The sequence below is a fragment of the Staphylococcus sp. TE8 genome (assembly GCF_000692055.1).
In the GTDB taxonomy this organism is placed as follows: domain Bacteria; phylum Bacillota; class Bacilli; order Staphylococcales; family Staphylococcaceae; genus Staphylococcus; species Staphylococcus capitis.
Genome location: NZ_JMGB01000001.1, coordinates 596,442 through 621,771, shown reverse-complemented (window position 1 = coordinate 621,771; position 25,330 = coordinate 596,442). Strand labels below are relative to the sequence as shown.

The 25,330-nt window shown below is 33.5% G+C and carries 23 protein-coding genes and 1 pseudogene; 3 read left to right on the top strand and 21 right to left on the bottom strand.

Annotation, left to right across the window (positions count from 1 at the left end; genetic code table 11):
• Positions 1-6 precede the first annotated feature (6 nt).
• The 10 genes and pseudogenes from fabG to CM54_RS03000 form a co-directional block, all read right to left on the bottom strand.
• Complete coding sequence (gene fabG / locus CM54_RS03040; RefSeq protein ID WP_002435264.1) at positions 7-741, bottom strand: 3-oxoacyl-[acyl-carrier-protein] reductase; 735 nt, start codon at positions 739-741, stop codon at positions 7-9.
• The gene (fabD, locus tag CM54_RS03035; protein WP_037548812.1) at positions 734-1,660 is read right to left on the bottom strand and encodes an ACP S-malonyltransferase; all 927 of its coding nucleotides are present in this window, start codon (positions 1,658-1,660) and stop codon (positions 734-736) included. Before fabD ends, fabG begins: the two co-directional genes overlap by 8 nt.
• Positions 1,653-2,639 (bottom strand): phosphate acyltransferase PlsX, encoded by a 987-nt coding sequence (gene plsX, locus CM54_RS03030; protein WP_002435190.1) that lies wholly within the window; start codon positions 2,637-2,639, stop codon positions 1,653-1,655. The genes fabD and plsX overlap by 8 nt, the downstream gene beginning before the upstream one ends.
• The gene (gene fapR, locus CM54_RS03025; protein ID WP_002435186.1) at positions 2,632-3,201 is read right to left on the bottom strand and encodes a transcription factor FapR; all 570 of its coding nucleotides are present in this window, start codon (positions 3,199-3,201) and stop codon (positions 2,632-2,634) included. Before fapR ends, plsX begins: the two co-directional genes overlap by 8 nt.
• A 315-nt stretch (positions 3,202-3,516) precedes the next feature.
• Positions 3,517-5,565: an ATP-dependent DNA helicase RecG gene (gene recG / locus CM54_RS03020; RefSeq protein WP_037548809.1), complete on the bottom strand. Its 2,049-nt coding sequence runs from the start codon at positions 5,563-5,565 to the stop codon at positions 3,517-3,519.
• 191 nt (positions 5,566-5,756) lie between these two features.
• Positions 5,757-6,011 (bottom strand): excalibur calcium-binding domain-containing protein, encoded by a 255-nt coding sequence (locus tag CM54_RS12865; RefSeq protein WP_231469383.1) that lies wholly within the window; start codon positions 6,009-6,011, stop codon positions 5,757-5,759.
• A gap of 3 nt (positions 6,012-6,014) precedes the next feature.
• Positions 6,015-6,617: pseudogene (locus CM54_RS12860) on the bottom strand (thermonuclease family protein); the annotation flags it as partial.
• A gap of 292 nt (positions 6,618-6,909) precedes the next feature.
• Positions 6,910-7,977 (bottom strand): Leu/Phe/Val dehydrogenase, encoded by a 1,068-nt coding sequence (locus CM54_RS03010; RefSeq protein ID WP_030065336.1) that lies wholly within the window; start codon positions 7,975-7,977, stop codon positions 6,910-6,912.
• Between the two features lie 226 nt (positions 7,978-8,203).
• Complete coding sequence (fakA, locus tag CM54_RS03005; protein ID WP_037548805.1) at positions 8,204-9,865, bottom strand: fatty acid kinase catalytic subunit FakA; 1,662 nt, start codon at positions 9,863-9,865, stop codon at positions 8,204-8,206.
• Between the two features lie 14 nt (positions 9,866-9,879).
• Entirely contained in the window at positions 9,880-10,254 is a 375-nt protein-coding gene (locus CM54_RS03000; RefSeq protein WP_002435187.1) for an Asp23/Gls24 family envelope stress response protein, read from the bottom strand.
• 366 nt (positions 10,255-10,620) lie between these two features.
• On the opposite strand from CM54_RS03000, the gene rpmB reads away from it, so the two are divergent.
• Positions 10,621-10,809: a 50S ribosomal protein L28 gene (gene rpmB / locus CM54_RS02995; RefSeq protein ID WP_002435210.1), complete on the top strand. Its 189-nt coding sequence runs from the start codon at positions 10,621-10,623 to the stop codon at positions 10,807-10,809.
• Between the two features lie 98 nt (positions 10,810-10,907).
• On the opposite strand, the gene CM54_RS02990 is transcribed toward rpmB, so the two are convergent.
• The 3 genes from CM54_RS02990 to rsgA are packed head-to-tail and all read right to left on the bottom strand — an operon-like array spanning position 10,908 to position 13,069.
• The gene (locus CM54_RS02990) at positions 10,908-11,543 is read right to left on the bottom strand and encodes a thiamine diphosphokinase (protein ID WP_030065330.1); all 636 of its coding nucleotides are present in this window, start codon (positions 11,541-11,543) and stop codon (positions 10,908-10,910) included.
• Between the two features lie 6 nt (positions 11,544-11,549).
• Positions 11,550-12,194, bottom strand: coding sequence for a ribulose-phosphate 3-epimerase (gene rpe, locus CM54_RS02985; protein ID WP_030065328.1), 645 nt, complete (start codon positions 12,192-12,194; stop codon positions 11,550-11,552).
• Positions 12,194-13,069 (bottom strand): ribosome small subunit-dependent GTPase A, encoded by an 876-nt coding sequence (gene rsgA, locus CM54_RS02980; protein ID WP_030065326.1) that lies wholly within the window; start codon positions 13,067-13,069, stop codon positions 12,194-12,196. Before rsgA ends, rpe begins: the two co-directional genes overlap by 1 nt.
• Positions 13,070-13,245: 176 nt before the next feature.
• Between rsgA and CM54_RS02975 the strand changes: the two genes are divergently transcribed.
• Positions 13,246-14,433, top strand: a complete 1,188-nt coding sequence (locus tag CM54_RS02975; RefSeq protein WP_030065324.1) for a CynX/NimT family MFS transporter — start codon at positions 13,246-13,248, stop codon at positions 14,431-14,433.
• Positions 14,434-14,497: 64 nt separating this feature from the next.
• On the opposite strand, the gene pknB is transcribed toward CM54_RS02975, so the two are convergent.
• The 6 genes from pknB to CM54_RS02945 are packed head-to-tail and all read right to left on the bottom strand — an operon-like array spanning position 14,498 to position 21,062.
• Complete coding sequence (pknB, locus tag CM54_RS02970) at positions 14,498-16,501, bottom strand: Stk1 family PASTA domain-containing Ser/Thr kinase (protein WP_037548803.1); 2,004 nt, start codon at positions 16,499-16,501, stop codon at positions 14,498-14,500.
• Complete coding sequence (locus tag CM54_RS02965) at positions 16,498-17,241, bottom strand: Stp1/IreP family PP2C-type Ser/Thr phosphatase (RefSeq protein ID WP_002435155.1); 744 nt, start codon at positions 17,239-17,241, stop codon at positions 16,498-16,500. The genes pknB and CM54_RS02965 overlap by 4 nt, the downstream gene beginning before the upstream one ends.
• 6 nt (positions 17,242-17,247) lie before the next feature.
• Complete coding sequence (gene rlmN / locus CM54_RS02960; protein WP_002435140.1) at positions 17,248-18,342, bottom strand: 23S rRNA (adenine(2503)-C(2))-methyltransferase RlmN; 1,095 nt, start codon at positions 18,340-18,342, stop codon at positions 17,248-17,250.
• A 2-nt stretch (positions 18,343-18,344) separates the two neighbouring features.
• Positions 18,345-19,652, bottom strand: coding sequence for a 16S rRNA (cytosine(967)-C(5))-methyltransferase RsmB (rsmB, locus tag CM54_RS02955; protein ID WP_037548800.1), 1,308 nt, complete (start codon positions 19,650-19,652; stop codon positions 18,345-18,347).
• Positions 19,649-20,581, bottom strand: coding sequence for a methionyl-tRNA formyltransferase (gene fmt, locus CM54_RS02950; protein WP_002435167.1), 933 nt, complete (start codon positions 20,579-20,581; stop codon positions 19,649-19,651). The genes rsmB and fmt overlap by 4 nt, the downstream gene beginning before the upstream one ends.
• On the bottom strand, positions 20,574-21,062 hold the full coding sequence (locus tag CM54_RS02945; RefSeq protein WP_002435193.1) for a peptide deformylase: 489 nt from the start codon (positions 21,060-21,062) through the stop codon (positions 20,574-20,576). Before CM54_RS02945 ends, fmt begins: the two co-directional genes overlap by 8 nt.
• A 221-nt stretch (positions 21,063-21,283) precedes the next feature.
• Here CM54_RS02945 and CM54_RS02940 point away from each other — a divergent pair, with 221 nt between their 5' ends.
• Positions 21,284-21,487, top strand: coding sequence for a TM2 domain-containing protein (locus CM54_RS02940; protein WP_002435184.1), 204 nt, complete (start codon positions 21,284-21,286; stop codon positions 21,485-21,487).
• A 111-nt stretch (positions 21,488-21,598) separates the two neighbouring features.
• On the opposite strand, the gene priA is transcribed toward CM54_RS02940, so the two are convergent.
• Both priA and coaBC read right to left on the bottom strand, forming a co-directional pair.
• The gene (gene priA / locus CM54_RS02935; protein WP_037548798.1) at positions 21,599-24,007 is read right to left on the bottom strand and encodes a primosomal protein N'; all 2,409 of its coding nucleotides are present in this window, start codon (positions 24,005-24,007) and stop codon (positions 21,599-21,601) included.
• Complete coding sequence (coaBC, locus tag CM54_RS02930) at positions 24,007-25,206, bottom strand: bifunctional phosphopantothenoylcysteine decarboxylase/phosphopantothenate--cysteine ligase CoaBC (RefSeq protein WP_037548796.1); 1,200 nt, start codon at positions 25,204-25,206, stop codon at positions 24,007-24,009. The genes priA and coaBC overlap by 1 nt, the downstream gene beginning before the upstream one ends.
• Positions 25,207-25,330: the final 124 nt, after the last annotated feature.

The window sequence follows — 25,330 nt, the reverse complement described above, 5'->3', positions numbered from 1 at the left end:
GTTACTTTACATATACATACCACCATTAACATGAATTGTTTGACCAGTGATATATTTAGCTTTATCTGAAGCTAAGAATGCAACTGTATTAGCAATATCAGTATCTTCACCAAAGCGTGCTAACGGAATTTGCTCTAACATTTGATCTTTAAGTTCATCACTTAAAGCATCAGTCATATCAGAAACAATAAAGCCTGGAGCCACTGCATTAACAGTAATACCACGTGAAGCTAACTCGCGAGCAGATGATTTAGTTAAACCAACCACTCCTGCTTTAGTTGCTACATAGTTTGCTTGGCCAGGATTACCCACTGCACCAACAACACTTGATAAATTAATAATCGCGCCTCCACGTTGACGTAACATTTGAGGCGTCACTTTTTGAATGCAATTAAATACACCTTTTAAATTTGTGTCAATCACATCGTCCCATTCTTGTTCTTTCATACGCATTAATAAATTGTCTCTAGTAATACCCGCGTTGTTTACTAATACATCAACAGAACCAAATTGACTTACAACTTCTTTAATCATAGCCTTCACTTCGTCGCCATTCGCCACATTAGCTTGAATAGCAAAGCTATCTACACCTTTAGCTTTGATTTCTTCAACAACAGCTTCTGCTTTATCTTTACTACCTGCATAATTGACAGCTACATTATAGCCCTCTTCAGCTAATTGTAATGCGATGCTACGTCCAATACCACGTGAAGCACCTGTAACTAAAGCACTTTTACTCATTTTCATTCCATCCTTTCACATCTTCAAGTGTTTGAATTGAAGTAATTTTAACGTCTCTATTAATTTTCTTAATTAATCCTGATAATACTTTACCTGGACCAATTTCAATAAAGTGATCTACACCTTGTTCAATCAACCACTCTGTTGATTTTATAAACTGTACAGGTGAATATAATTGTTTAACCATATTATGTTTAATCACTTCCGCGTCCGTTTCACCTTGTGCGTTAAAGTTTTGGACAACAGGGAATTTGGCATCATGCCATTCAAATTCATTAATGTAAGAAGCGAAATCTTCCTCAATCACGCTCATCATAGATGAATGGAATGGTCCTGAAACTGCTAGAGGAAGTACACGTTTAGCGCCTAAAGTTTTTCCTTCTTCAACCAATTTATCAATTAAAGTTTTATGACCTGAAACAACAATTTGTCCTGGTGAATTAATGTTGGCAGGTTCAATTATTTCTTCTTCATTAGATAAATCTTTACAAATTTTATCAACTTCTTCGTAGTCCAATCCAAGTACAGCAGCCATACTACCTACACCATTAGGAAATGCTTGAGCCATAAGTTGTCCACGTTTACGAACAATCTTAACTGCATCTTCAAATGAGAGTACAACACTAGCTACTAAACTTGAATATTCACCTAAACTATGTCCCATTGTGTAATCAGCATTTAAATTTTGTAACGCCTCTAACAGTGCAACACTATGAGTTAATAAAGCTGGCTGAGTATTCTCAGTTTCACCTAGTTTACCTTCTTCATCAGTAAACATTGTTTCTAATAAATCGAAATAAAGTGCTTCTTGTGCTTGATTTAAGATTTCAGTTGAACGTGTTTCTTCATTATATAAGTCACTTGCCATTCCAACTTTTTGAGCTCCTTGACCAGGAAAAATAATTGCCGTTTTACTCATTTTTACCACCTACCGTTTCTCTCATTGTTTGAACTATATTTTCTTCTCCAGCGATTTTAGCTTGTCTAATGGCTGAGTAAAATGCTTTAGCATTTGAACTACCATGTGCCTTTACAACAGTTCCATCTAAGCCTAAAAGTACTGAACCACCATATTCGGAGTAGTCCATTTTCTTAGAGAATGCGTCTAGGTCTTTCTTAAGAATAGCACCCGCAATTTTATTTTTAAAACTACCTAAAATAGTTTCTTTTAACATTTTACCAATTGATTTTGCTGTACCTTCTAGATTCTTTAATACCATATTTCCAGTATAACCATCGGTAACAACTACATCTGTATTACCATCCATTAACGTTTTAGCTTCAATGTTACCTTGGAAATTAAATGAATGATCCTTTTCAAATAATTCATAAGCTTTTTTAGTTAAAGAATTACCTTTAGCTGCTTCAGTGCCAATGTTTAAAAGTGACACTGAAGGATTCTTTATACCACGAATCTTTTGAGCATAGATATTACCTAATTGTGCGTATTGTAATAGATGTTCTGCCTTAGCATCCGCATTAGCTCCTACATCTAAAAAGACAAAGCCCTTTCCATCCATTGTTGGTAAAGTTACTACTAATGCAGGTCTTGAAACACCTTTAATACGACCAACAATAAATAATCCTGCTGACATTAATGCTCCAGTGTTTCCGGCCGAAACACATCCATGAGCCTCTCCAGATTTAACAGCTTCTGCCATCTTCACCATTGAGCTATCTTTCTTACGTTTAATTGCACGAACAGGTTCATCTTCCATTTCAATTTTTTCAGAACAATGTCTAAAATCAATACGATCATGATTTAAGTTGTATTGTTCTTTATCTCCAAAAAGAATTATCTCTAAATCTTTAAAATCTTCTACAGCCTTTTTAACTGCATCGAGTACGATACCTGGTGCATCATCTCCACCCATCATATCAACTGCAATTTTAACCATTGAATTCATCCTCACTTATATAAAACATTTTAAATTTCCCTTTAAAAACTAATTTATCTTTCACATATGAATTAACTTCTATAATATAGTGCTTACATGTTTTATCTATAACTTGAGCCTTTGCTCTTACCGTATCATTTAATTTCACTTTTTCGATAAATTCAACCTGACTTTCTTGTGTCAGAACTGTTGGATTATGTATTAATGCCACGCACAAAGAATTAGCCTGGGCAAAGAGAATATGTCCTCTAGCAATTTGAGTTTTAGCAAAGACAGTATCTTCAGTAATTTCTATTAAAGACTGTGCTTCAATATCAGGCTCAACTTGTATTAAATCTCCAATAATTTCATTAGCTTCAATCGATCTAATTTGGCCATAATTTTGTTCTGCCACTAACTTAATTCTTTTACGTAACTCAGGAATATTTAAATGCGTACGGTCTAAGCGAATTGTTTGAATACTCACTCCAAACTTTTCGCAAAGTTCATTATCAGTAATAAAGGGGTTAGCATCAATTGCATTTTGAATAGCTATTCTGCGTTCGTCTTTCTTTAGTTTCAAACTTTCACCCCTCATTTTAGTACCAAGTCTTAAATATTCCTAACATATCATAACACTTTCTGATTCAATTCCTCAACAAATAACTGCAACGTGGCTTTTAATTCATTAAGAATATCTATCACCGATTTCTAGAAATAAATTTATTAACTAATGTAATACAACATCAGTGGTAACAATGATGGAATTTAGTTTAAATATATAATCCCTACTTCCATGGCCGGTTGCATTTCTTTACGAAATGCTCTGTGTAGGGCAAAGCCCCAGCCTGCACTGTCTGTTGACTTTCGCTCTCGAAAGTCTCTGTGCTGGGGCCCCCTAATCAAAACTGGTGTGTAGGAGGTTGTTTTGGATGAAGTTTCTGAGTTGTGTGTAGTGTTGTTGGAAGAATTGTCCTGATTGTATGAGTTCGGCTGCTTCGTCTCTTGCTACTTCTAACATGCGGTAGTCTTCTACTACGTTTGCCACGAGGAAGTCTGGTAGTCCACTTTGTTTGACTCCAAAGAAATCTCCTGGACCTCGCATTTCTAAATCTCGCTCACTTAGTTCAAATCCATCTGTAGTTTGAGTCATAATTGTCATACGCTCTATACCTGTTTCTGTTTTAGGAGAAGCAATAAGTACACAATAACTTTGATGTTCACTTCTTCCCACACGTCCACGTAATTGATGTAGCGTAGATAAACCAAAACGATCTGCATCATAAATCATCATAAATGTAGCATTAGGAACATTAACGCCGACTTCAACTACAGTAGTTGAAACAAGTATATCAATGTCTTTATCACTGAATCTTTGCATCACTTCATCTTTTTCATCAGAGGTTAGTTTACCATGTAATAATCCAACTTTTTCAGCGCCATAATATTCTTGTAACGATTCGTATAGCGCAACCACATTTTGAACATCTTCTAAGTGCTCTGAACTCTCTATCAATGGACAGATGACATATGCTTGTCTACCTTTACGTAATTCACTCGTCATTTGTGCTAAGACTTGCTCATACTGTTCATGTTTAGCCCAACTTGTGATGATAGGCTTTCTACCTTTAGGTAATTGCTTAATAGAAGAAACATCCATTTCTCCAAACACTGAAATCGCTAACGTTCGAGGAATTGGTGTTGCTGTCATAAATAAAACATTCGTCATAGCACCTTTTTCTCTCAACATTTGACGCTGACTAACACCAAAACGATGTTGTTCATCTGTAATCACTAAACCAACATTTTCAAAAACTACATCATCTTGAATAAGTGCATGTGTACCTATTAAACAATCAATTGAGCCATTCTCCAACTGCTCTAACAGAATACGTCGTTTCTTACCTTTAACCGAGCCAGTTAAAAGTGCGACATTCATCGTATCTCCAAATAATTCAATTAAACTTTCAGCATGTTGCTCAGCCAATATCTCTGTAGGTACCATTAAAGCAGATTGGAAACCTGCTGTTTTCAATGCGTACATACAAATTGCCGCGACTACTGTTTTACCAGAACCTACATCTCCTTGAAGTAAACGATGCATTCGAATGGGCGCCTTTAAATCTCTAAATATTTCATTAACACTTGTTTTTTGTGCATCTGTGAGTTCAAAAGGCAAGTGATTGATAAATTGTTTAACTTTAGATATATCATAATCAATCTCAATCGCTTCATCTGATGACTTCTCTAAACGATTCAACCACTGCATGCGTAATTCAAACATAAAAAGTTCTGTAAAGGCATATGTACGACGTGCTTTTAAAAGACTTTGTTTATCCTTAGGGTGATGTAAAGTGCGTAGTGTATATTCTAATGTTTCTAATTTATACTTTTCTCTTAAATCGTCTGATAACCACTCATGTATCGTGACATCCTCTAACGCCTGTCTAATGTTATCTCGAATTTGTTTCTGTTTAATACCTTCTTTAATGCGATACACAGGCTCTAACTGAACATCATCTTGTGGTGTTTGTTCATTAAAGAACATGCGATTGCCATTAATTTCTTGCTTAGCGCGATTCCACTTACCTTTTACTGTCACGGTACCGTGTAATTCAATTTTCTTTTTTAAATAAGGTTGATTGAAAAAGACACACTTAACCGCAATGTTGTTCACCATTATATGAACAGTGAGTTTAGATTTATTTCTACCAAAAAAGGCTACCGCTGGTGTTGAATATACTTCTCCTTGAACAGTAACTGTAGATTGATCTTCTGCTTGGTTTAGGTCAATCACAGTATTATCTTCATAACGCGTAGGTAAATAGAGTACAAGATCTTCTACAGTATTTATATTTAATTCTTCTAATATAGTTAATCGTTTCGGACCAATTCCTTTAATTTTGTCTAAAGTGTAGGGGCTTTCGATTAAATGTACTTTTGTCATGATCCATCACCTAAAACTTAATAATGTTTTTCTTCAATAGTCATTGTATATTCTATCATGTTCATCTTAATTATTTGATTCACATGCGTTAATAATTTGGAAAATTAACCTCACGTTATTGTTTCATCATTCAAAAAAGCTACTAACATTTTTGAAAAATGCTAATAGCTTTGAACTATTTTTCTTTTTAATTATCTAACTTCACAAGCATAGTTATCTTTATCTCGATCAAGTTTAGCCCGATAAGCAGGATGTCCCTTTTTAACGCCGTGAGAATATTTCTTTCTTAAAGCTGTACAGTTTTTAAAATATTCTTTCTTAGAGGTACTTTTAGCTTTAGAAGGTGTCTTAGATTTTTTTGAATAATGATGTATCGTTGCCGGTTTAGTTGAAGTCGGTTTAACTGCTGTGTGTTTTTTCTTAGTTGAAGTTAGAGAAGTTTTCACAGTATTGGATACACTCCAAATATTGAGCTTTTCAGCTTTAGCCTGAGCTTCACTTGCTCTGATTAATTGTTCATACGTATTGTTTGGCGGATAAACATATTTTACTCTTGCAAGACCTTGTCTTACAACCGCATTGTTAACCATTTTCCCATCAGCATACACGTAAGCTAATAATCTTCCGTATTTGTCAGTTCTTTGTCCTTTATCAAACGCTACTTCAATTTTTTTAGCTTTAGTCATCATGTTTGTAGTAAATGCACTTGCTTCTGGACCATATTTTTGAACTGGTTTTCTAGGATCTTTCGTTTCTGGTGTATCAATAAGTAATAGTCTAAACGTTGAAACTTTACCTTTATAATTTAATTTCACTGTGTCGCCATCAATCACTTTAACTAAAGTTGCTTTCTCTTTATGTAATCCATTAGCTGCATGTGCCTGTTGTGCATTAAGCGTTTGCCCTAATGTTGAAAATACAATAGCCAATATAGCTATTAGTGAGAAGACACGTTTGAATTTTAAACTAGATGTTTGTGACATATATTTTCGAACAAATATAAAACTTGAACAAAAAATAACTAGAATCGATAAGAGAATCATTGGTTCCATTTCACACCTCTTTTATTTGTAATATACATTTATTCTATAACATTTTTATTTAGAGTAGTGTATATTTTTTGTAAATAGTGTTTATATTATTAATTTTTGTCATAACTTTTTAAGTTAAATAGAACACTTAAAATAAAATAATATTGTGTATCGTTGCGCTTCATTATATTAGATTCTGTAAAACTCTCTTATCCATACCTATAATATTTAATTATATATTTATAAAAAATACGACAATGATTGTTTCACATTCAATCATTGTCGTGCTAAAAATTATTTAAAGTTTATTCTCTTATTTTCTAATATCTTTAATATGAGAAATTTGCTTCATTCTAGTTTCAGCAAAATGTTGAGAGGCTTCAAGTGGTGTTTCATTGTGTTCACTTGAAATGTCGAAGATATGTTTTAAAATTTGATCTATATTTTCAATACTTTCTTTAGCTCTCTCTTCATTGTAGCCATTCAATTCATCTGCAGTATTAATAACTCCACCACTATTAACAATATAATCTGGTGCATATAGAATACCTTTTTCTTCTAGCATTTTACTGTGTTTATCTTCATCTTTTAATTGATTGTTAGCAGAACCACACACAGCTTTTACTTTTAATTGTGGAATTGTATCATCATTTAAGACGCCACCTAATGCGCAAGGTGCAAAGATATCAGCATCTACTGAGAATATATCATCAGGTTCTACAAATTCCGCACCGAAATCATCAACAGCTCGTTGTGCATTGTCTTTATTAATATCAGTGACAATTAATTTCACACCATCTTCATTTAATAAACGACATAACTCATATGATACATGGCCCACACCTTGAACAGCCACTGTCTTACCTTCAAGTTTATCTCCATCAAATTTTTCTGCTACAGTGCGTTTCAATGCAATATAAATACCATAGGCAGTCATTGGACTTGGATTACCTGCTGAACCAAATGACTTACTAGTTCCACATACATATGGAGTTTCTTTATATATTAAATTCATTTCATGTTCAGAAGTACCAACATCTTCTGCAGTATAATAACGTCCATTTAATGTATTAACATAGCGACCTAATGCTCTATAGAACGCCTCTTCATTCTGTTTATCAGGTGCGCCCATAACTACAGTCTTTCCACCACCAAGATTTAATCCAGCAGCTGCATTTTTATATGTCATACCGCGTGCTAAGTTCATAGCATCTTCAATGGCCTCTTCTTCGGATTCATAATCATTTCTAACACGACATCCACCTAAAGCTGGTCCCAATGTAGTATCATGGATACAAATGATAGCCTTTAATCCTGTTACTTCATCTTGACAGAAGACAAGTTGTTCATAGTCTTTTTGCTCCATAGTTTCAAAAATCATTAAGAATACCCCTTTACTTAAATTTTTATCCACTATTCGCATACCCTGACTTATAGCTATTAATCTCAATATTAAACACGCACAATATTAGCTAAATTGGGAATTATATGAAAATTCTTATTATACTTTTTTAACTTAGTTTTCCAAAACAAAATTCAATATAAAAAAACAGTAATTCCTATCTCTTTAAAATAGAAATTACTGTTATATAAAAAGTATGAAATTGCTATTCAACTGCAAAGAAATACTGATAAATTGGTTGACCGCCTTCATGTTGTTCAACTTCTACATCTGGATAAGTTTCTTCAATCCATTTACTTAATTGTTCTGTGACTTCTTGATCAGATTCTTCCCCACATATCATAGTTAAGATTTCACTATCGTCCGTAAGTAATTTGTCTAATAAACCTTTTACTGCTGTTAATTGATCAGCATCGCTTGTTACAATTTTGTCTTCTGCTAGACCCATAAATTCATCTTTTTTAATTTCAATACCATCGATTTTAGTATCACGTACTGCATAAGTCACTGAACCTGATTGAACTGCCTCAAGTGCTGTTGCCATATGATTCTTATTATCTTCAAGAGATGATTCTTCGTCATATTGGAATAAAGCAGTAATACCTTGAGGTATTGATTTAGTTGGAATCACTACAGTATCAACATCAACGATATTTGCTGCTTGTTCACTTGCCATTAAAATATTTTTGTTATTAGGTAAGATAATTGCACGTTTACATTGTGATTGCTCAATAACTTTAACAATGTCCTCTGTTGAAGGATTCATTGTCTGTCCGCCACTAATAATGTGTGTAGCCCCCATAGATTTAAACAATTCAGAAATACCTTCACCCATAGAAATTGTAATCACAGCTGTTTCTACTGTATTAGGTTCATCTGCATTATCCTTTTGTTCTTGTCCGCTTTGTTCTTTGCGGATAACCTCTCTGTGTTGCTCTCTCATATTTTCAACTTTGAGTTTAATTAATTCGCCATACTGTTGACCATAATTAAATACATCGCCAGGATGTTCAGTGTGAACATGAACTTTTACAATTTCATCATCATTGATTACAAGTAATGAATCACCAAATTCACTCATATCATTTCTAAATTCTTGTTCTTCAAATGGTTTTTTATTTTTACCAAAACGAACCATCATTTCTGTACAATAACCATAGACAATATCTTCTGTATTGATAACACCGTGGAAATCATGATCATCATTGACAAGTGATTCGGTATCTAATTTAGGAGCTTGCGCTTCTACTTTTTCTCCTTTTAGACCTTTAAGAAATCCTTCATAAACGCATAATAATCCCTTACCACCACTGTCAACGACTCCTACTTCTTTAAGCACTGGCAATAAATTAGGTGTATTGTCTAATGATTCCTTGGCAGCTTGTATAGTATGTTCCATAAGTTCAATACAATCTTCTGTATCTTGAGCTTTATCAACTGATGCAGCTGCTGCATCTTTAGCTACAGTTAAAATTGTTCCTTCAACTGGTTTCATTACAGCTCTATATGCAGTTTCTACTCCTGCTTGAAAACTCTCAGCTAATTGCTGTGCGTTGATTTCATCATTATTTTCAATGTTTTTACAAAAACCTCTAAATAATTGAGAAAGAATTACGCCCGAATTACCACGTGCCCCCATAAGTAATCCTTTAGAGAACGTCTTTCCTAATTCACCAATATTTTGAGATAAATTATTTTCTACTTCCTCACGACCAGAAGTAATTGTTAGATTCATGTTCGTCCCAGTATCTCCATCTGGTACAGGATATACATTTAATGAATCTACTAAATCTGCATTATTTGATAAATTTTGAGCCCCTTGTATAATCATATCGGCAAATAATTTACCATTTATTTTGCTAATCATTTCACGATGTCCTCCTAAACCTTTTTGCCTGTATCGTTTACACGTACACCTTGTACGAAAATATTAATAGAATTGACTTTTACATTAAGTGTTTTTTCAAGTGTATATTTAACTGTTGATTGAAGATTACTTGCTACTTCAGAAATTTTCACTCCGTAACTCACAATAATATACATATCTACATCTATCGTGCCATTTTCTTCTCTTACTTTAATGCCTTTAGCATAGTTATCATGTCCTAGAATTTCAGCAATACCGTCCCTTACTTGTTGTCTAGATGCCATACCAACTATGCCATAACTTTCAACGGCTTTACCACCTACTACAGATGCAATCACTTCATTTGAAATATCAATTTTGCCATAATCATTTGAAATTTCTAATGTCATTTTTGTTTCCTCCTGGAATTCTCATGGTTTATGTTAAAGGTGTTTAAGCTTTATCTTAATATTTTAAATTCTTTAATTCAAAATTTCTAAAAAATAGAGCAATTGTAAAAAATTAACAATTACTAAACGTTTCAATTTCGTTATCATTTTACCTAAATTATAATTTAATTGTATAATTTCAACTATTGCTTTACAGTATCATACTATATAACTCCACAGCTTACAATTATACCATAATAATGACAGATATAGCGTATTAGATTTTAATTAGCTTAAATATTTATTGCTCAATTACCCTTTATGTGTTATCTTAATAAAGTATGTAAGTAGTAATGTGTATTTATATTTATTAAAGGAGGTACTTTCATGGGTAAACAATGTTACGTAACAGGTCGTAAAGCTTCGACTGGTAATAATCGTTCACACGCTTTAAATGCGAACAAACGCAGATGGAACGCTAACCTTCAAAAAGTTAGAATTCTTGTAGACGGAAAACCAAAAAAAGTTTGGGTTTCTGCACGTGCTTTAAAATCTGGTAAAGTTACTAGAGTTTAATAAATATAATGCACAAAAAATGTCCTTATGTGGAGGAGCACATTTTTAGACCTTAAAGGCAATTTGCCTCTAAGGTCTTTTTTATTATTATAAAAATTTTAATCAGTACTTCTCATTTGTAAGACAGTGCCCTTTTCCACATTGACTTTTGCAACCTTTGTTGTAATTTCATTAGAAATAGTTAATGTTGACCCCAATTCTAAATATTCATTGCTCAAATTATATTTAAACCCTTCTAAAGACAAACTTACTTCATCATTTAATGGAATAAATGAAATGTATGGATAGGTGCTATCTTGTTTAACTTGATGTTCACCTTCGTTGAGTAATGTAATTTCATTTTGAACATCTATAACTCGAAGATGAATATGACGCTCTAAATATTCAGGCTTTTGTAAAATTTGAAGTACACCCATAAAATGGTCTAATCTCCCGCCAGTTGCTCCGTAAATAGTTATTGTAGAATATCCTTGTTGAACGGCTTTTTGCACGCCTAGAGCGAGATCAGTATCATCTTTTTCAGCTTTTACTGGATGAATATTTAATTGATCTTTTAATATATGACGTTCCTCTTCATTAACCGAGTCGAAATCTCCTACTGAAAATACAGGCTCTATACCATTTTCAACTAGTATCAATGCACCTCTATCAATACCGGCCCATTGTGATTGTTGTTCTAACTTAAATAATTGAGTGGGCAATAATCGATCCGAACATAACAAATTAATTTTCATAATAAATTAGCCTTTCAATGCATTAGTGACCTTTGCATAATCATTTTGTTTAAAAAAGTATGAACCTGTAACAAGCATTGTTGCTCCCTGCTCTACACAATATTTACTTGTTGAATCATTAATGCCACCATCAACTTCAATATCAAATGTAAGATTATTCTCATGTTTTATTTGGTTAAGTTGTTCGATTTTATTAATACATTGTTCAATAAATGATTGCCCACCAAATCCAGGATTAACTGTCATAACCAAAACATAATCTACAATACTTAACACAGGTAAAATGGACTCTACAGGTGTGCCTGGATTGATTACAACTCCAGCTTTCTTGTTAAGTAATTTAATTTCTTCAATTGCACGGTGTATATGAGGTGTAGCTTCAACATGCACTGAAATCATATCTGCGCCATGATCTGCAAATAATTGAATATAGTTTTCAGGCTGTTCGATCATCAAATGTACGTCAATTGGTAGGTTAGAATAACTGCGTATTGCATCTAAAAGTGGTATACCTATCGAAATATTAGGTACAAATTTCCCATCCATCACATCGAAGTGTAAGCCATCAACATTCGCTTTTTCTAAATGATCTAATTCCTCTTTTAAATTTAAAAAATCAACGGATAAAAGTGAAGGTAAAACCTTAACCATCAATATCGTACCTTTCTATTAGAGATTTCATTAAATAACTGTAAATAATGCTCATATCTAAATTGAGCAATTTTCCCCTCATCAACTAAATGTTTAACATTACATTTAGGTTCTTTGATATGATTACAATTTCTAAATTTACAATCTTGTCCCGCGTCCTTAATATCAACGAAGTAATTTTTAAGTTCATCCTTTTCAATATGATCAAAATCAAGCGCACTAAATCCTGGCGTATCAGCAATAAATCCATGATTTCTCTCATATAATTCAACATGTCTCGTCGTATGCTTACCTCTATTCAATGATTTAGAGATATCATTTGTTTCAAGGTTTAACTCTGGGCGATAATGATTAAGAAAAGTAGTTTTACCTACACCTGATTGTCCACTTAAAACAATTAAACCATGATTCCACTCATCTACAATAGAGACCCTATCATCATTTTTACTAATAAACTGTGTAGGATATCCTATATCTTGATATAGGTCTAGCATAGCTTGAATATATTCTTGATCATCCTGTGTCGTTAAATCTTTCTTAGTAATTAATATACGAGGTTCTAAATCATAAGAATGTGCTACGACTAAGAAACGATCAAGTAATTGAGTTGAAAATTGAGGCTCAACAGCACTCATTACAATAACAAGCTCATCAATGTTACTGACAGGTGGTCGTTTGAGTTCATTGTCTCTGTCATGAACATGATGAATATAGCCTTCTTGTTCATTTTGAACTTCAAAATCGACGATATCTCCTACTACTGGAGAAAATTTTTTCTTTCTAAACAATCCTCGTGGCTTAGTGTCAAATCGAACACCATCAACATCTACTTGGTAGACACCACTAATTAATTTGACGATACGTCCAGTCTTCAAATCGACACCTCTCTAGATTTTTTTCTATTCATAGTATATCAAAATCGTTATAAATATAATACGTATAACTTCGTTTCTCAATAGTATATATTTTGATTAAAAATCGATAAAACTATCTTGTCACTTTTCTAAGCAAGTGATACGATTTTTACATCTGTGAAAAAGGAGGGATAGTCATGCCTAAGCAAAATTTAGACAGGCACATTAATTTTTTATTATTAATTGGAATCATGTTGGTAGCAGCAAATTTACGAGCACCCATTACCTCTGTTGGCGTGGCGTTACCTTCAATTAAAGATACATTACATACAACTAATAGTGCACTTAGTTTAATGACTGTAGTACCTTTAATAGCATTTGGAGTTGTATCATTTTTTGCGTCAAAAATAGGCAATACATTTGGATTAGAACGAACAATATTTGTAGCTTTAATCTTTATATTTATAGGTATTTTATTACGTTCAATAATTGGATTGAGTTGGCTTTATATTGGCACAACACTGATTGGTATAGGTATTGCGTTTGGCAATGTATTAGCACCAGCCATAGTCAAAACACGATTTCCCTTTCATATTGGTATCATGACAGGGCTATATACCGTAGTAATGAATGTAGTTGGAAGTTTAAGTTCTTCAGTCATAAGTCCGTTAACCTCTCGTTATAACTATGCAATTGCATTAGGACTAATGTCTATTATTACATTATTCACAATTATAATTTGGACTTTTCAACTGAAGCAACAACCACCTAAAGCTACCAACTCTGTTCATAGTCAAATCAACATTTGGAAGTCTCTATTGGCTTGGAGAGTAACCATTTTTATGGGGGCACAATCTCTGATCTTTTATACAATTATTAATTGGTTACCAGAATTACTCACGGATCATGGCATATCTATACAAACTTCAGGTATTTACGTATCAATATTACAAATCGCTATTATACCTTTAACTTTCATCACACCTATTGTTGCTACAAAAATGAAATCACAAGTACCCCTAACATTATTAACGAGCGTTCTATTCATGATAGGTGTACTTTGTTTAATATTCGTTGATTACAAATATGTATGGTTAGGCATCATACTCATAGGTGTAGCAAGTGGTCTAGCATTTGGATTAGCTAACACATTATTTGTTGTACGTACCGAAAGTGGACAAACAGCAGCGAAATTGTCTGGGATGGCACAGTCTATTGGTTACTTATTAGCTGCTATTGGCCCATTCTTATTTGGAATTTTCCACGATATCACGCATAACTGGACACTTTCACTAAGTGTGCTATTAGTTACTTCACTACTCATTCTTCTATTCGGAACGAAAGCAGGTAGTCAAACAACTATTGAACAAACGAAAGCGAAATAAATACAGAATATTACAAAATGAGCCCCTTTCAAAAGTTGAAAGGGGCTCATTTTGTATTTTATTATTAGTCATCGTAGCCAACATCTTTATCGGCAACAATTTTATTATCAACACGTACAGTGTATCCCGCAGTTTTACCTTTTTCTATTTTTAAAGGTATGCTTATTGTTTTATCCTTAGTAATTTTAAAAGTTTGAGATGCGGAATTTCCAGAGTTATCTTTGTCTCTTATAAAGACTTCTACTGTTTGGCTTTTACCTTTACTACCTGAGTAGGGCACTTTAACTGTTTCAGACGTTGATTTCACATCGCTATCATCACTGTCATCATCGTCCTCACCTGACTTGCCTTTTGAAACTGTTAAATTAATTATAGAACCTTCATCTACAGATTTATTTTTAGGTGATTGAGATATAATATTTCCTTTTTTAACTTTATCATCATTTTCTTGAGTAGCTTGTACTTTAAATCCTTTAGATTCCAACTCTTTTTTGGCTGATGAATAAGATTTATTTTCAAAATCACTCACATAAACTTGACGCACACCTAGTGACTCATAGATTTTAATGTGATGATCATTTAGAGCAACTTCACTATTTGCTTCAACACTTTGTTCTGAAATTAAACCTTTGTCTACTGAGTGACTATAAGCTTGTTCAACATCAATATCTTTTAAACCTAAATTTTTCAGCTTTTTAACTGCTTCATCTTTAGGCAGTCCTACAAGATTTGGCATTTTTACTTTTTGAGGACCTTTAGAAAGAATAATATCAATCGCTTCTCCTTCTTCTACCCGTTCACCGCTATTGGGTTCAGATTTGATGATTTGGTTTTCAGGATATTTATCACTATATTTCCTAGATATGTCACCCATGGTCAAATGATGATCCTTTAATATTTGCTCTGCTTCTTTTTCAGTTTTTCCTGATAAATCTGGCATTTCCTCATACTTACTACCAAAAACACCCATACCTATAAAACCAACTAATCCCGCTAACAATAACGCAAATATTAAAGATAGGACAGTGATTTTCATCTTAGAGTGTTTCTTCTTAGGTGGTGGTGAATAGCGACCTTCTAACGATTGAAATTCTTGCTGACGTACAGGTTCGTTAACAATAGGGATTTGCATTGTTTTATTTAAATCATCATCGTTATGAGTATCATTTATCTTTTTATTGAGTTCATCTTTAGTGAGCGGAACTGTTTTAGTTTTATCTAGTTCATATTTTTCCTCGTTCGCACGGTTCTCATGTAAAGCACTCGTTAAGTCATCACACATTTCTTGAACGGTATGATAACGATTATGTTTATCTTTTTCAGTAGCGCGTAGCACAACATTACTTAACGCTTGTGGTACTTCTTCGCGTTTATCAGTAGTAATATTTGGTATTGAATCTTGAATATGCTTAATGGCAATACTAACAGCAGTTTCTCCATTAAAAGGAGGTTCACCTACTAACATTTCATATAGCACTATACCAATAGAGTAAATATCTGTACCTTCATCAGTTGATTCACCTTTTGCCTGTTCTGGTGAAAGATATTGTACTGTTCCGAGCACGTGATTCGTCTGTGTTAAGGATGTTTCACTTAGCGCTTTTGCTATACCAAAATCAAAGATTTTCAATGTTTTGTTTTTATCTATTAATACATTTTGTGGTTTAATGTCACGATGCACAATTCTCATATCATGTGCGTGTTTGATACCACTTAAAATTTGCTCGGTAAATTTTATTGCTGTTTCTACACTTAGAGGACCATGACTATGTATATATTCAGCTAATGTAGGGCCTTCAATATATTCCATTACTAGGTAGAAACATTCGTCTTCTTCATCTACATCAATCATACTCACTATATTTTCATGTGATAGCTGAGAAGAATTATGTACCTCTCGTTCAAAGCGTTTTAAGGTTTCTTCCTTTTCACGAGGTGGAATAGAAATAGCTTTTATTGCGACTTTACGATTAAGTATTGTATCTTCTGCTAAATATACAATACTCATTCCTCCGCCACCAAGTTTATCAATTACTTTGTAGCGTTCATTAACCATCTTTCCTATCATACTTTGTCACCTTCTATCGATGACAGTATGAAACTTACATTATCTTTGGAGTCATGGGACATCGCTAAACGCATTAGACGTTCACAATGTGATTCAATTGTGTCATCTTGATTAAGCTCCTCCTGGATTTCGTAATCTCTAACATAATCTGTTAATCCATCTGTATTTAATAACAAGAAGTCATAAAAGTTAGTTCTTTTAACAAATAAATCAGGTGACACGCGTTTGTCAGTCCCCATAACTTTAGTGATGATATTTCTTTGTGGATGATTAAAAGCTTCTTCTTTAGAAATTTGACCAGTGACAACGAGATGATTAACAAAGGAATGATCACTTGTAATTTGCTCTATTTGTCTTTGATTAATAACATAAGCGCGAGAATCTCCAACATTAGCTACCACAACTTGCTTGTCATAAACAATAGCGCACACGAGTGTTGTACCCATACCATGATAATCTGGATTTTCTTGAGCATAGTTATACAAATGAAAGTTGATATCTTTAATGTTTGAACGCAACCATGATTCAGCCTGATGGATTTCAATGAGGTTTTCATCTTCAAAACGTTTTTGAAGTTCATACGTAACGAATTGACTAGCTACTTCACCGGCTTTATGACCACCCATGCCATCGCATAAAACTAACAATTGTTGCTGAGTTTGGTTATAAAAAATACCGCCAGCGTCTTCATTCTTTTCTCTGTGTTGACCAGTATCCGTGAAAAATTGTGCGTTTAACATATGTCTTTACCTCGTTTCTACTTGTCGTTCCTTTGCTCTTAATTGACCACACGCTGCATCAATGTCTGATCCTTGTTCACGTCTTATTGTAGCATTGATTCCTAATCTCTTTAATTCTTTTTCAAATTTAAAAATATCATCCTTTGGAGTTTTCACATAATTACGTTCAGGTACATGGTTGACTGGAATTAGATTAACATGGCAATTTAAATTTTTAATTAGATGTGCTAAATCTCTTGCATGTTCTAGTTGGTCATTCACTCCACCGAATAAACCATATTCAAATGTAACACGTCGATTAGTTTGTTCCTGATAATATTTAATTGCTTCCATTAATTTCTCAACATTATAAGCTCGGTTAATCGGCATTAAACGAGAACGAATTTCGTCTTTAGCACCATGTAGACTAACTGCAAAATTGATTTGGATGTCTTCTTCAGCGAAATCATAAATTCTAGGAATAATACCAGAAGTGGACACTGTAATATGACGTGCCCCAATATTTAAGCTGTTATCATCGTTAACGATTCTTAAGAAATCCATCATCTCATCATAATTTTCAAAAGGTTCACCAATACCCATGATTACGATTTGAGAGACGCGTTCATCTGTTTCATCTAAAGCTTTTTGAACTGTCAGTACTTGAGATACTATTTCGCCCGCTTCTAAGTTTCGCTTTAAGCCACCTAAAGTTGAAGCGCAGAATGTACAACCGATACGACAACCCACTTGTGTTGTGACACAAACTGAATTACCGTATTCATGTCTCATCAATACAGTTTCAATTGTATAACCATCTTGTAATTCAAATAAAAATTTAATCGTTCCGTCTTTACTTTCTTGTTTAACTACTGTCGTCAACGTAGTCATCGCAAAATTATCTTTTAAAACTTGACGTAAATCTTTAGAGAGATTCGTCATTTCATCAATACTATCCACTCTTTTTTGATATAACCATTCAAAAATTTGTTTAGCTCTAAATTTTTGTTGCCCATGATCAATCAACCACTGCTGCATTTCATCGTAACGCAAAGAATAAATCGATTGTTTATCAAAATTAGGTAAGAACTTATTCTTTTTCTTTTTTTCTGCAGTAATCATTCTTAACTTTCCTTTCTTTTAATTTGAGTTATAAAGAATCCATCAGAGTCAAAATCTTGTGGTAATATCTGTAATGTCTTAACTTGCTTTCCAGTAACAGGGTGTTGGAAAGGCTCAAATTCAAACTCTTCGTTTTGTTTTAAAAATGTATAAATTACATTCTCATTTTCCATCTGTTCTATTGTACATGTTGAATACGTAATTGTACCACCAGGTTTAATATTATGTTTAATATTCTCTAATATTTGTAGTTGTAAATCAACAAGTGATTGAATACTATCTTGAGACTGAGTATATTTTATTTCAGGTTTATGTCTTAACACACCTAAACCACTACAAGGTGCATCGACTAAAATTTTATCGTACAGCCCATCATAAGGTTCAGTTGCATCATGTTGGAACGCATGCATATTATCTAGCTTTAATTTTTTAATATTATACTCAATAAGATCAATTTTATGGGAATGTATATCTGTAGCATCAATTTGCCCTTCTGGAGATAATATTTCCGCCATATGACAAGCCTTTCCTCCAGGAGCACTACAAGCATCTAATACTTTATCATCTCTACCTAACTTCATGATATGAGCTACCATCATCGAACTCTTATCTTGAATGGAGACATAACCATCTTTAAACGCTCTTGAATTTACAATAGTTTGCCCGCTTACATGCAAACAAAAAGGTAAAATATCATCTTTTTCAACATTGAATCCTTCATTTTCCAATTTATTAATGATGTCATCTACAGAACCACGTGAAATATTCGCTCTAACTGTTGTCTTGACAGGAGCTAATAATGACTGAGCAATTTCTTCCGTCGTCACAAGACCATAATGCGTTACCCAGTGATTAACTAACCATTTAGGTAAACTATACTCTAAAGCAATTCGTTTCTTATCATCTTTTATTTCTTGAAAATGAGGCAATTCACTTCTCATCATTGAACGTAAAATACCGTTGACGATATTACCATTATGATGGCCACCTCTTTGCTTAGCAATATCAACTGCTTCATTAATAATCGCATGATCGGGAACTTTGTCGAGATAAACATATTGATAAATACTCATCCATAAAAGCTGGCGTACCCACCCTTTTATTTTAGTTTTAACAAAAGGTTTTAGAATATAATCCAATGTATATTTTCGTTTAATTGTTCCATAAACAAGCTCAGTAAATAAATTCCGATCAACATCAGCGATGATATTGGAAGATAAAACTTCATTAATTTTTAAATTACTATATGCGCCTTCAATTAATATATGTTGGATAGTTTCGAATGCATGGGCTCTTACAGAATTCATCATATCAATTGCTTCCCTACTAGTGACTCTTGAACGCCACTAAGATAATTAGCTACTAACATACGTTTTTTTCCAGCAAGTTGCATTTCCGTTAATGCAATAGCATCATTAGAACCTGTTCCAATAATGATAGCTTTTTTAGTCGTTTCAATGATTTTACCAGGATCACCATTCTTACCTGAGATAATGTGAGATGAATATAATTTAAGATTTTTGTCATCCATAGTGGTATATGCTACTGGCCATGGAGATAAGCCACGTATGTGATTATGAATATCTTGAGCGCTTTGATTCCAATTAATTCGTTCATCTTCTCTACTAATGTTAGAAGCAAATGTCGCTTCTGAGTCATCTTGAGGGATGCTGTCATTCGTTTCATTAATAATAGAAGGAAGTGTATCTTTGAGTAAATCCGCACCAAGGAAACTTAATTTATCATGCATTGTACCTACATTATCATCTTCCTCAATATTAATTGCTTTCTGAGAAATGATATTACCAGCGTCTAATTTTTTCACCATATACATTATCGTTATACCTGTCTTTTCTTCACCATCTATAATTGCTTGGTGAATGGGTGCTCCACCACGATATTTAGGTAGTAATGAAGCATGTACATTAATCGCTCCTAAACGTGGTGCGTTAAGTAGAGACTCAGGTAGTAACTGGCCAAATGCAGCGGTAACAATTAAATCAGCATCTAACGTTAATAATTCTTCAAGTTCTTCTGAATCTTTAAGTTTTTCAGGCTGATAAATATCAATGTTATGTTCAAGCGCTACTTTTTTAACTGGTGGTGGTGTCATGACTTTTTTACGACCAACTGGACGATCGGGTTGTGTCACTACTGCAATCACGTCATGTTCTGCAATTAACATTTCTAGTACTTTAGTTGAAAAGTCAGGTGTTCCCATAAATATAATTTTACTCATTTTCAAAATATGCCTCCACTTCATCTTCATTTAAAATACGATTCGCTTTATCTGTAAAAAGGATACCATTTAAATGATCTACCATATGTAATATCATTCGAGCTACATCATCATAAGCAGTCAATTCAACTTGATTTCCATTTACATCATTGCATTGTAAAACAATCATTTTACTTCTAGTTACTTCACCAAAAACATTAGGTAAAGAAACTGAACCTTCAAGGTCTGTAATTTCCTCATCAGAATAACTTTTTATGACTGGGTTGATTAATTGAAGAAGCCCTTCAAGTTCCATATCGATTAATGCAACACGTTGATTCACACCAATTTGTGGTGCACTAATTGCAGCAGCCTCTTCTTCATATAGAGTATCTTCCAAATCCTTTAACAATGATTTTAACTGGTCATCATATTGATTCACGGTCTTGCTTTCTTTTTTTAGTAACGGATGTGTAGACTTAACCAATTTCTTTACTGTCATGCTAACGGCTCCTCATTAAAATTCATCATATCATTATAACTTACTTAAATTGAAATTGCGACCTTTCTTGAAAGTGTGATTAATTATTTAAATTTCTTGCAACTTTAGTCTGAATTTGATTAAAGAGAAAGTAAAATAATTGATTTTATATTGTGACCTAATAAAATACTAAGTAAGGTAAGTTTAATAATAACTTAAATTTCTGACCGGAGGTGACCATCATGGAAGTAAATAAAGTGATATATATTTTATTAGCTGTTTTTCTAGGAAGCTTCGGCATCCACAAATTTTACGCTGGTAAGTCGTTCCAGGGTATTATGCATCTTTTATTCTGTTGGACAGCCATTCCTCATATTTTAGCTATTATCAGTGCCATTTTAACTCTATTCAGACCAGCTGATGAAAATGGTAATGTTACAATGTAAATTTAGAAGTTTAAAGCTGTTTCTAATATATATTTTAAAAAAGGCAATTTCTGTAAAATTAATACAGAAATTGCCTTTTTATATTTATCATGTTAATACACTTTTTTAATATCACATCATCATTTGTGGGTTAATATCAATTTTAAGTGCTAATTTTTCTTTTACATACTGGTCATGATAGTAATCGTCTAAATATTGAAGTGCCTGATGTAATTGTGGTTCACTTTTATACTTTACTAATATTTGAAAACGGTATTCATTATTTATTCTAGATAATGCTGCAGGAGATGGGCCTAATACTAAAGCTTTCTCACTTAAATGTTGCAATAATATTTGGTGAATGTGTTTTGACGCTTCCATCACTTTTTTCATATCTCTATGAGAAATTGTAAAATTGATTAAGAAATAATAAGGTGGGTATTTACCTAGTTTACGAAAGTTCATTTCTTTTTGATAAAACGTGAGGTAATCGTTAAGTTTCACATCTTCAATAGCATAATGTTCCGGATTATATGTTTGTATGATGACCTGACCCTCTTTTTCATGGCGCCCAGCACGACCGGAAACTTGAGTCAATAATTGATACGTTCGTTCACTTGCCCGAAAATCAGGCAAATTAAGCATGGTGTCTGCATTCAACACTCCGACTAATGTGATATTAGGGTAATCTAAACCTTTTGCAATCATTTGTGTACCTAAGAGGATATCCCCTTTACCCGCTTCAAAGTCATTTAATAATCTTTCATGTGCACCTTTCTTAGAAGTTGTATCTACATCCATTCGTATAATTCTTGATTCTGGAAATTCTTGATATAATAATTCCTCTACACGTTGTGTTCCTGTACCTACTTGTCTAATATGGTCACTTTCACAATTTGGGCATAAATTAGGTGGTGTTTCTTGATAACCACAATAATGACATTTTAGTTGATCACTCGTTTTGTGATATGTCAATGAAATATCACAGTTAGGGCATTGCGGAACATACCCACAATCTCTACATAACATAAATGAAGCATATCCTCTTCTATTTAAGAAAAGTACGATTTGTTCTTTTTTATTTAAGCGTTGTTGTATAGCTTCTTTAAGCGCATTGGAGAACATAGAACGATTCCCTTCGCTTAATTCTTCACGCATGTCTACAATATCAATATGAGGTAGTGCTTGTTGATTCACTCTATTTGGTAATGATAATAATTCGTAAACATCTTTCTCCGCTCTTGCATATGTTTCTAAACTTGGTGTCGCACTTCCGAGTATGACAGGGCAATGATGATATTGACTACGCCACTGTGCAATATCTCTCGCATGATATCTTGGATAATCTTCTTGTTTATATGTAGATTCATGTTCTTCATCAATAATAATAATTCCTAAATTTTTAAAAGGTGCAAACACACTCGAACGTGCACCAACACTTACACGTGCACGCCCGTCACGGATTTTTTGCCATTCATCATAACGTTCACCATTAGATAATCCTGAGTGAAGTACAGCAACATCATCTCCAAAACGACGTTTAAATCGTAAAACCATTTGAGGTGTAAGTGCAATTTCTGGTACAAGCATCATCGCCTCTTTACCTTTGTTTAAAACTGCTTCTATGGTTTGTAGGTAAACTTCAGTTTTACCTGAACCTGTTACACCATGTAGTAAAAATGTTCTAGATTCATCATGGTCAATTTTATTTTTAACAGCTTCATAAGCTTGTTGTTGATCAGTGGTAAGTTGACGTTTATCTTCTTGTTCAAATATACGATTCGCAAATGGATCACGGTTAACCTCAGCATCATATTTTTCAACGTAGCCCTTTTTAATTAGAGAATCTAAGCTAGACTTAGAGAACCCAATATCTTCAATCTCTTTTAAAAATATGGTACGATGTGATTCTTCTAATAAGAAAGCGTATAAATCATATTGTTTCGCATACTTTTCAAGTCGAGCTAGAACATCATCACCATTGAATTCTTCTTTTATAGCAATTGCTCTTTGTGTTTTCTTCTTAATATTTTGAGACAATAAAGTGACTTCTTGTACCAATCCCTCTTTCATTAGTGAAAGCATGTCGTCTAAATCATTATTATGTTGCGCGTCTTTGTATAAATAATGACCATCTTTATTAAATTTCTTCAAAATTGTTTCAGATAAATCATTTCCCTTAATTATTTCAAAAGCTTTATTGTATTTCGCTTTTATTGCACTTGGCAACATTGCTTCAAGTACAGATATACGTTTGGTGACATGATAATGACTCATCCATTCGCTTAATTGAACAAGCTCTGTAGTTAGCTCTGGTTGAATATCTTGAACTTCTTTAATAGCTTTAAGCTTGGAGATGTTAACATCTTCATCTGGCTTATCTTGAATATCCATCACGTAACCTTGAATAGTACGAGGCCCGAATGGAACAATTACACGCACACCAACCTGAACTACACTTTCTAAATGAGTTGGCACAATATAATCAAATTTAAAATCAACACTCTTGGATGGTATATCAACAATTACTTTTGCAATCATCATTGCCACCTAGTTTCTAATTCATCTAAAATTTGTTTAGCTAATTCTACTTTTTTACCCTTCTTTATACTAACCACATCTTTATTCTTAAAATGCATCATCAATTCATTATCATCAGAACTAAATCCTATAGATTGGTCACCTACATTATTCGAGATAATGACATCAGCATTCTTACGCGCTAATTTATCTTGCGCATATGCTTCAATATTTTGAGTTTCTGCAGCGAAGCCTACTAAGTATTGATGCTTTTGGTTATCACCTAAATACTTTAAGATATCAGTAGTACGCTTGAAGGTAACAGATAAATCCCCTTCACGTTTTTTCATCTTATGTTCAAGCACTTCTGAGGGTGTATAGTCTGAAACAGCCGCCGCTTTAAAAACAATATCTTGTGCATCATATCTTTCTTTTACGGCATTAAACATATCCTCTGCACTTTGAACATGTATCACGTTTATACCCGTAGGATCAGTTAACTGCGTAGGACCAGTTATGAGTGTTACTTCAGCTCCTTTATCTCTAAGAGCCTCAGCTATTGCAAAACCCATTTTACCTGAAGAACGATTTGTAACATATCTCACCGGATCAATCACTTCAACCGTAGGACCTGCAGTAACTAAAGCTCTCTTTCCTGAAAATGAACTATCAGACGAAACTTTATCATTGTTGAAAAATTGGTTAATCACGGACACAATTTGCAATGGTTCTTCCATTCGGCCTTTTGCTACATAACCACAAGCTAAATAGCCATCTCCTGGTTCAATGAATTGATAGCCATCTCCTCTGAGAACTTCAATATTATGTTGAGTACGAGGATTCTCATACATGTGCACATTCATTGCTGGTGCAACAAACTTCGGTGTTTCAGTAGCAAGTAATGTTGATGTAATAATGTCGTCAGCGATGCCAACACTTAACTTCGCAATTGTATTAGCTGTAGCTGGCGCTATAATAATTGCATCTGCCCAGTCACCTAATGACACGTGTTGAATTTCTTCTGGTGTTTCTTCTTTAAAAATATTGGTATAAACTGGATTTCTGCTAATTGCTTGAAATGAAAGTGGTGTGACAAACTCTTGTGCATGGTTAGAAAGCATTACCCTCACTTCATAACCCGCTTGTGTTAGCTTACTCGTTAAATCTATCGCTTTATATGCTGCAATGCCACCAGTTACAGCTAATAAAATGTGTTTCATTATATAATCTCCTTGATACTTTACTTAAAATATTCATTTAAAAGGTTTAAATGTTTAAGTTCTATGCTTAATTAGAGCATGATACCTGTTCTTCAAATTTAATTTTATTATACACAAATAAGTT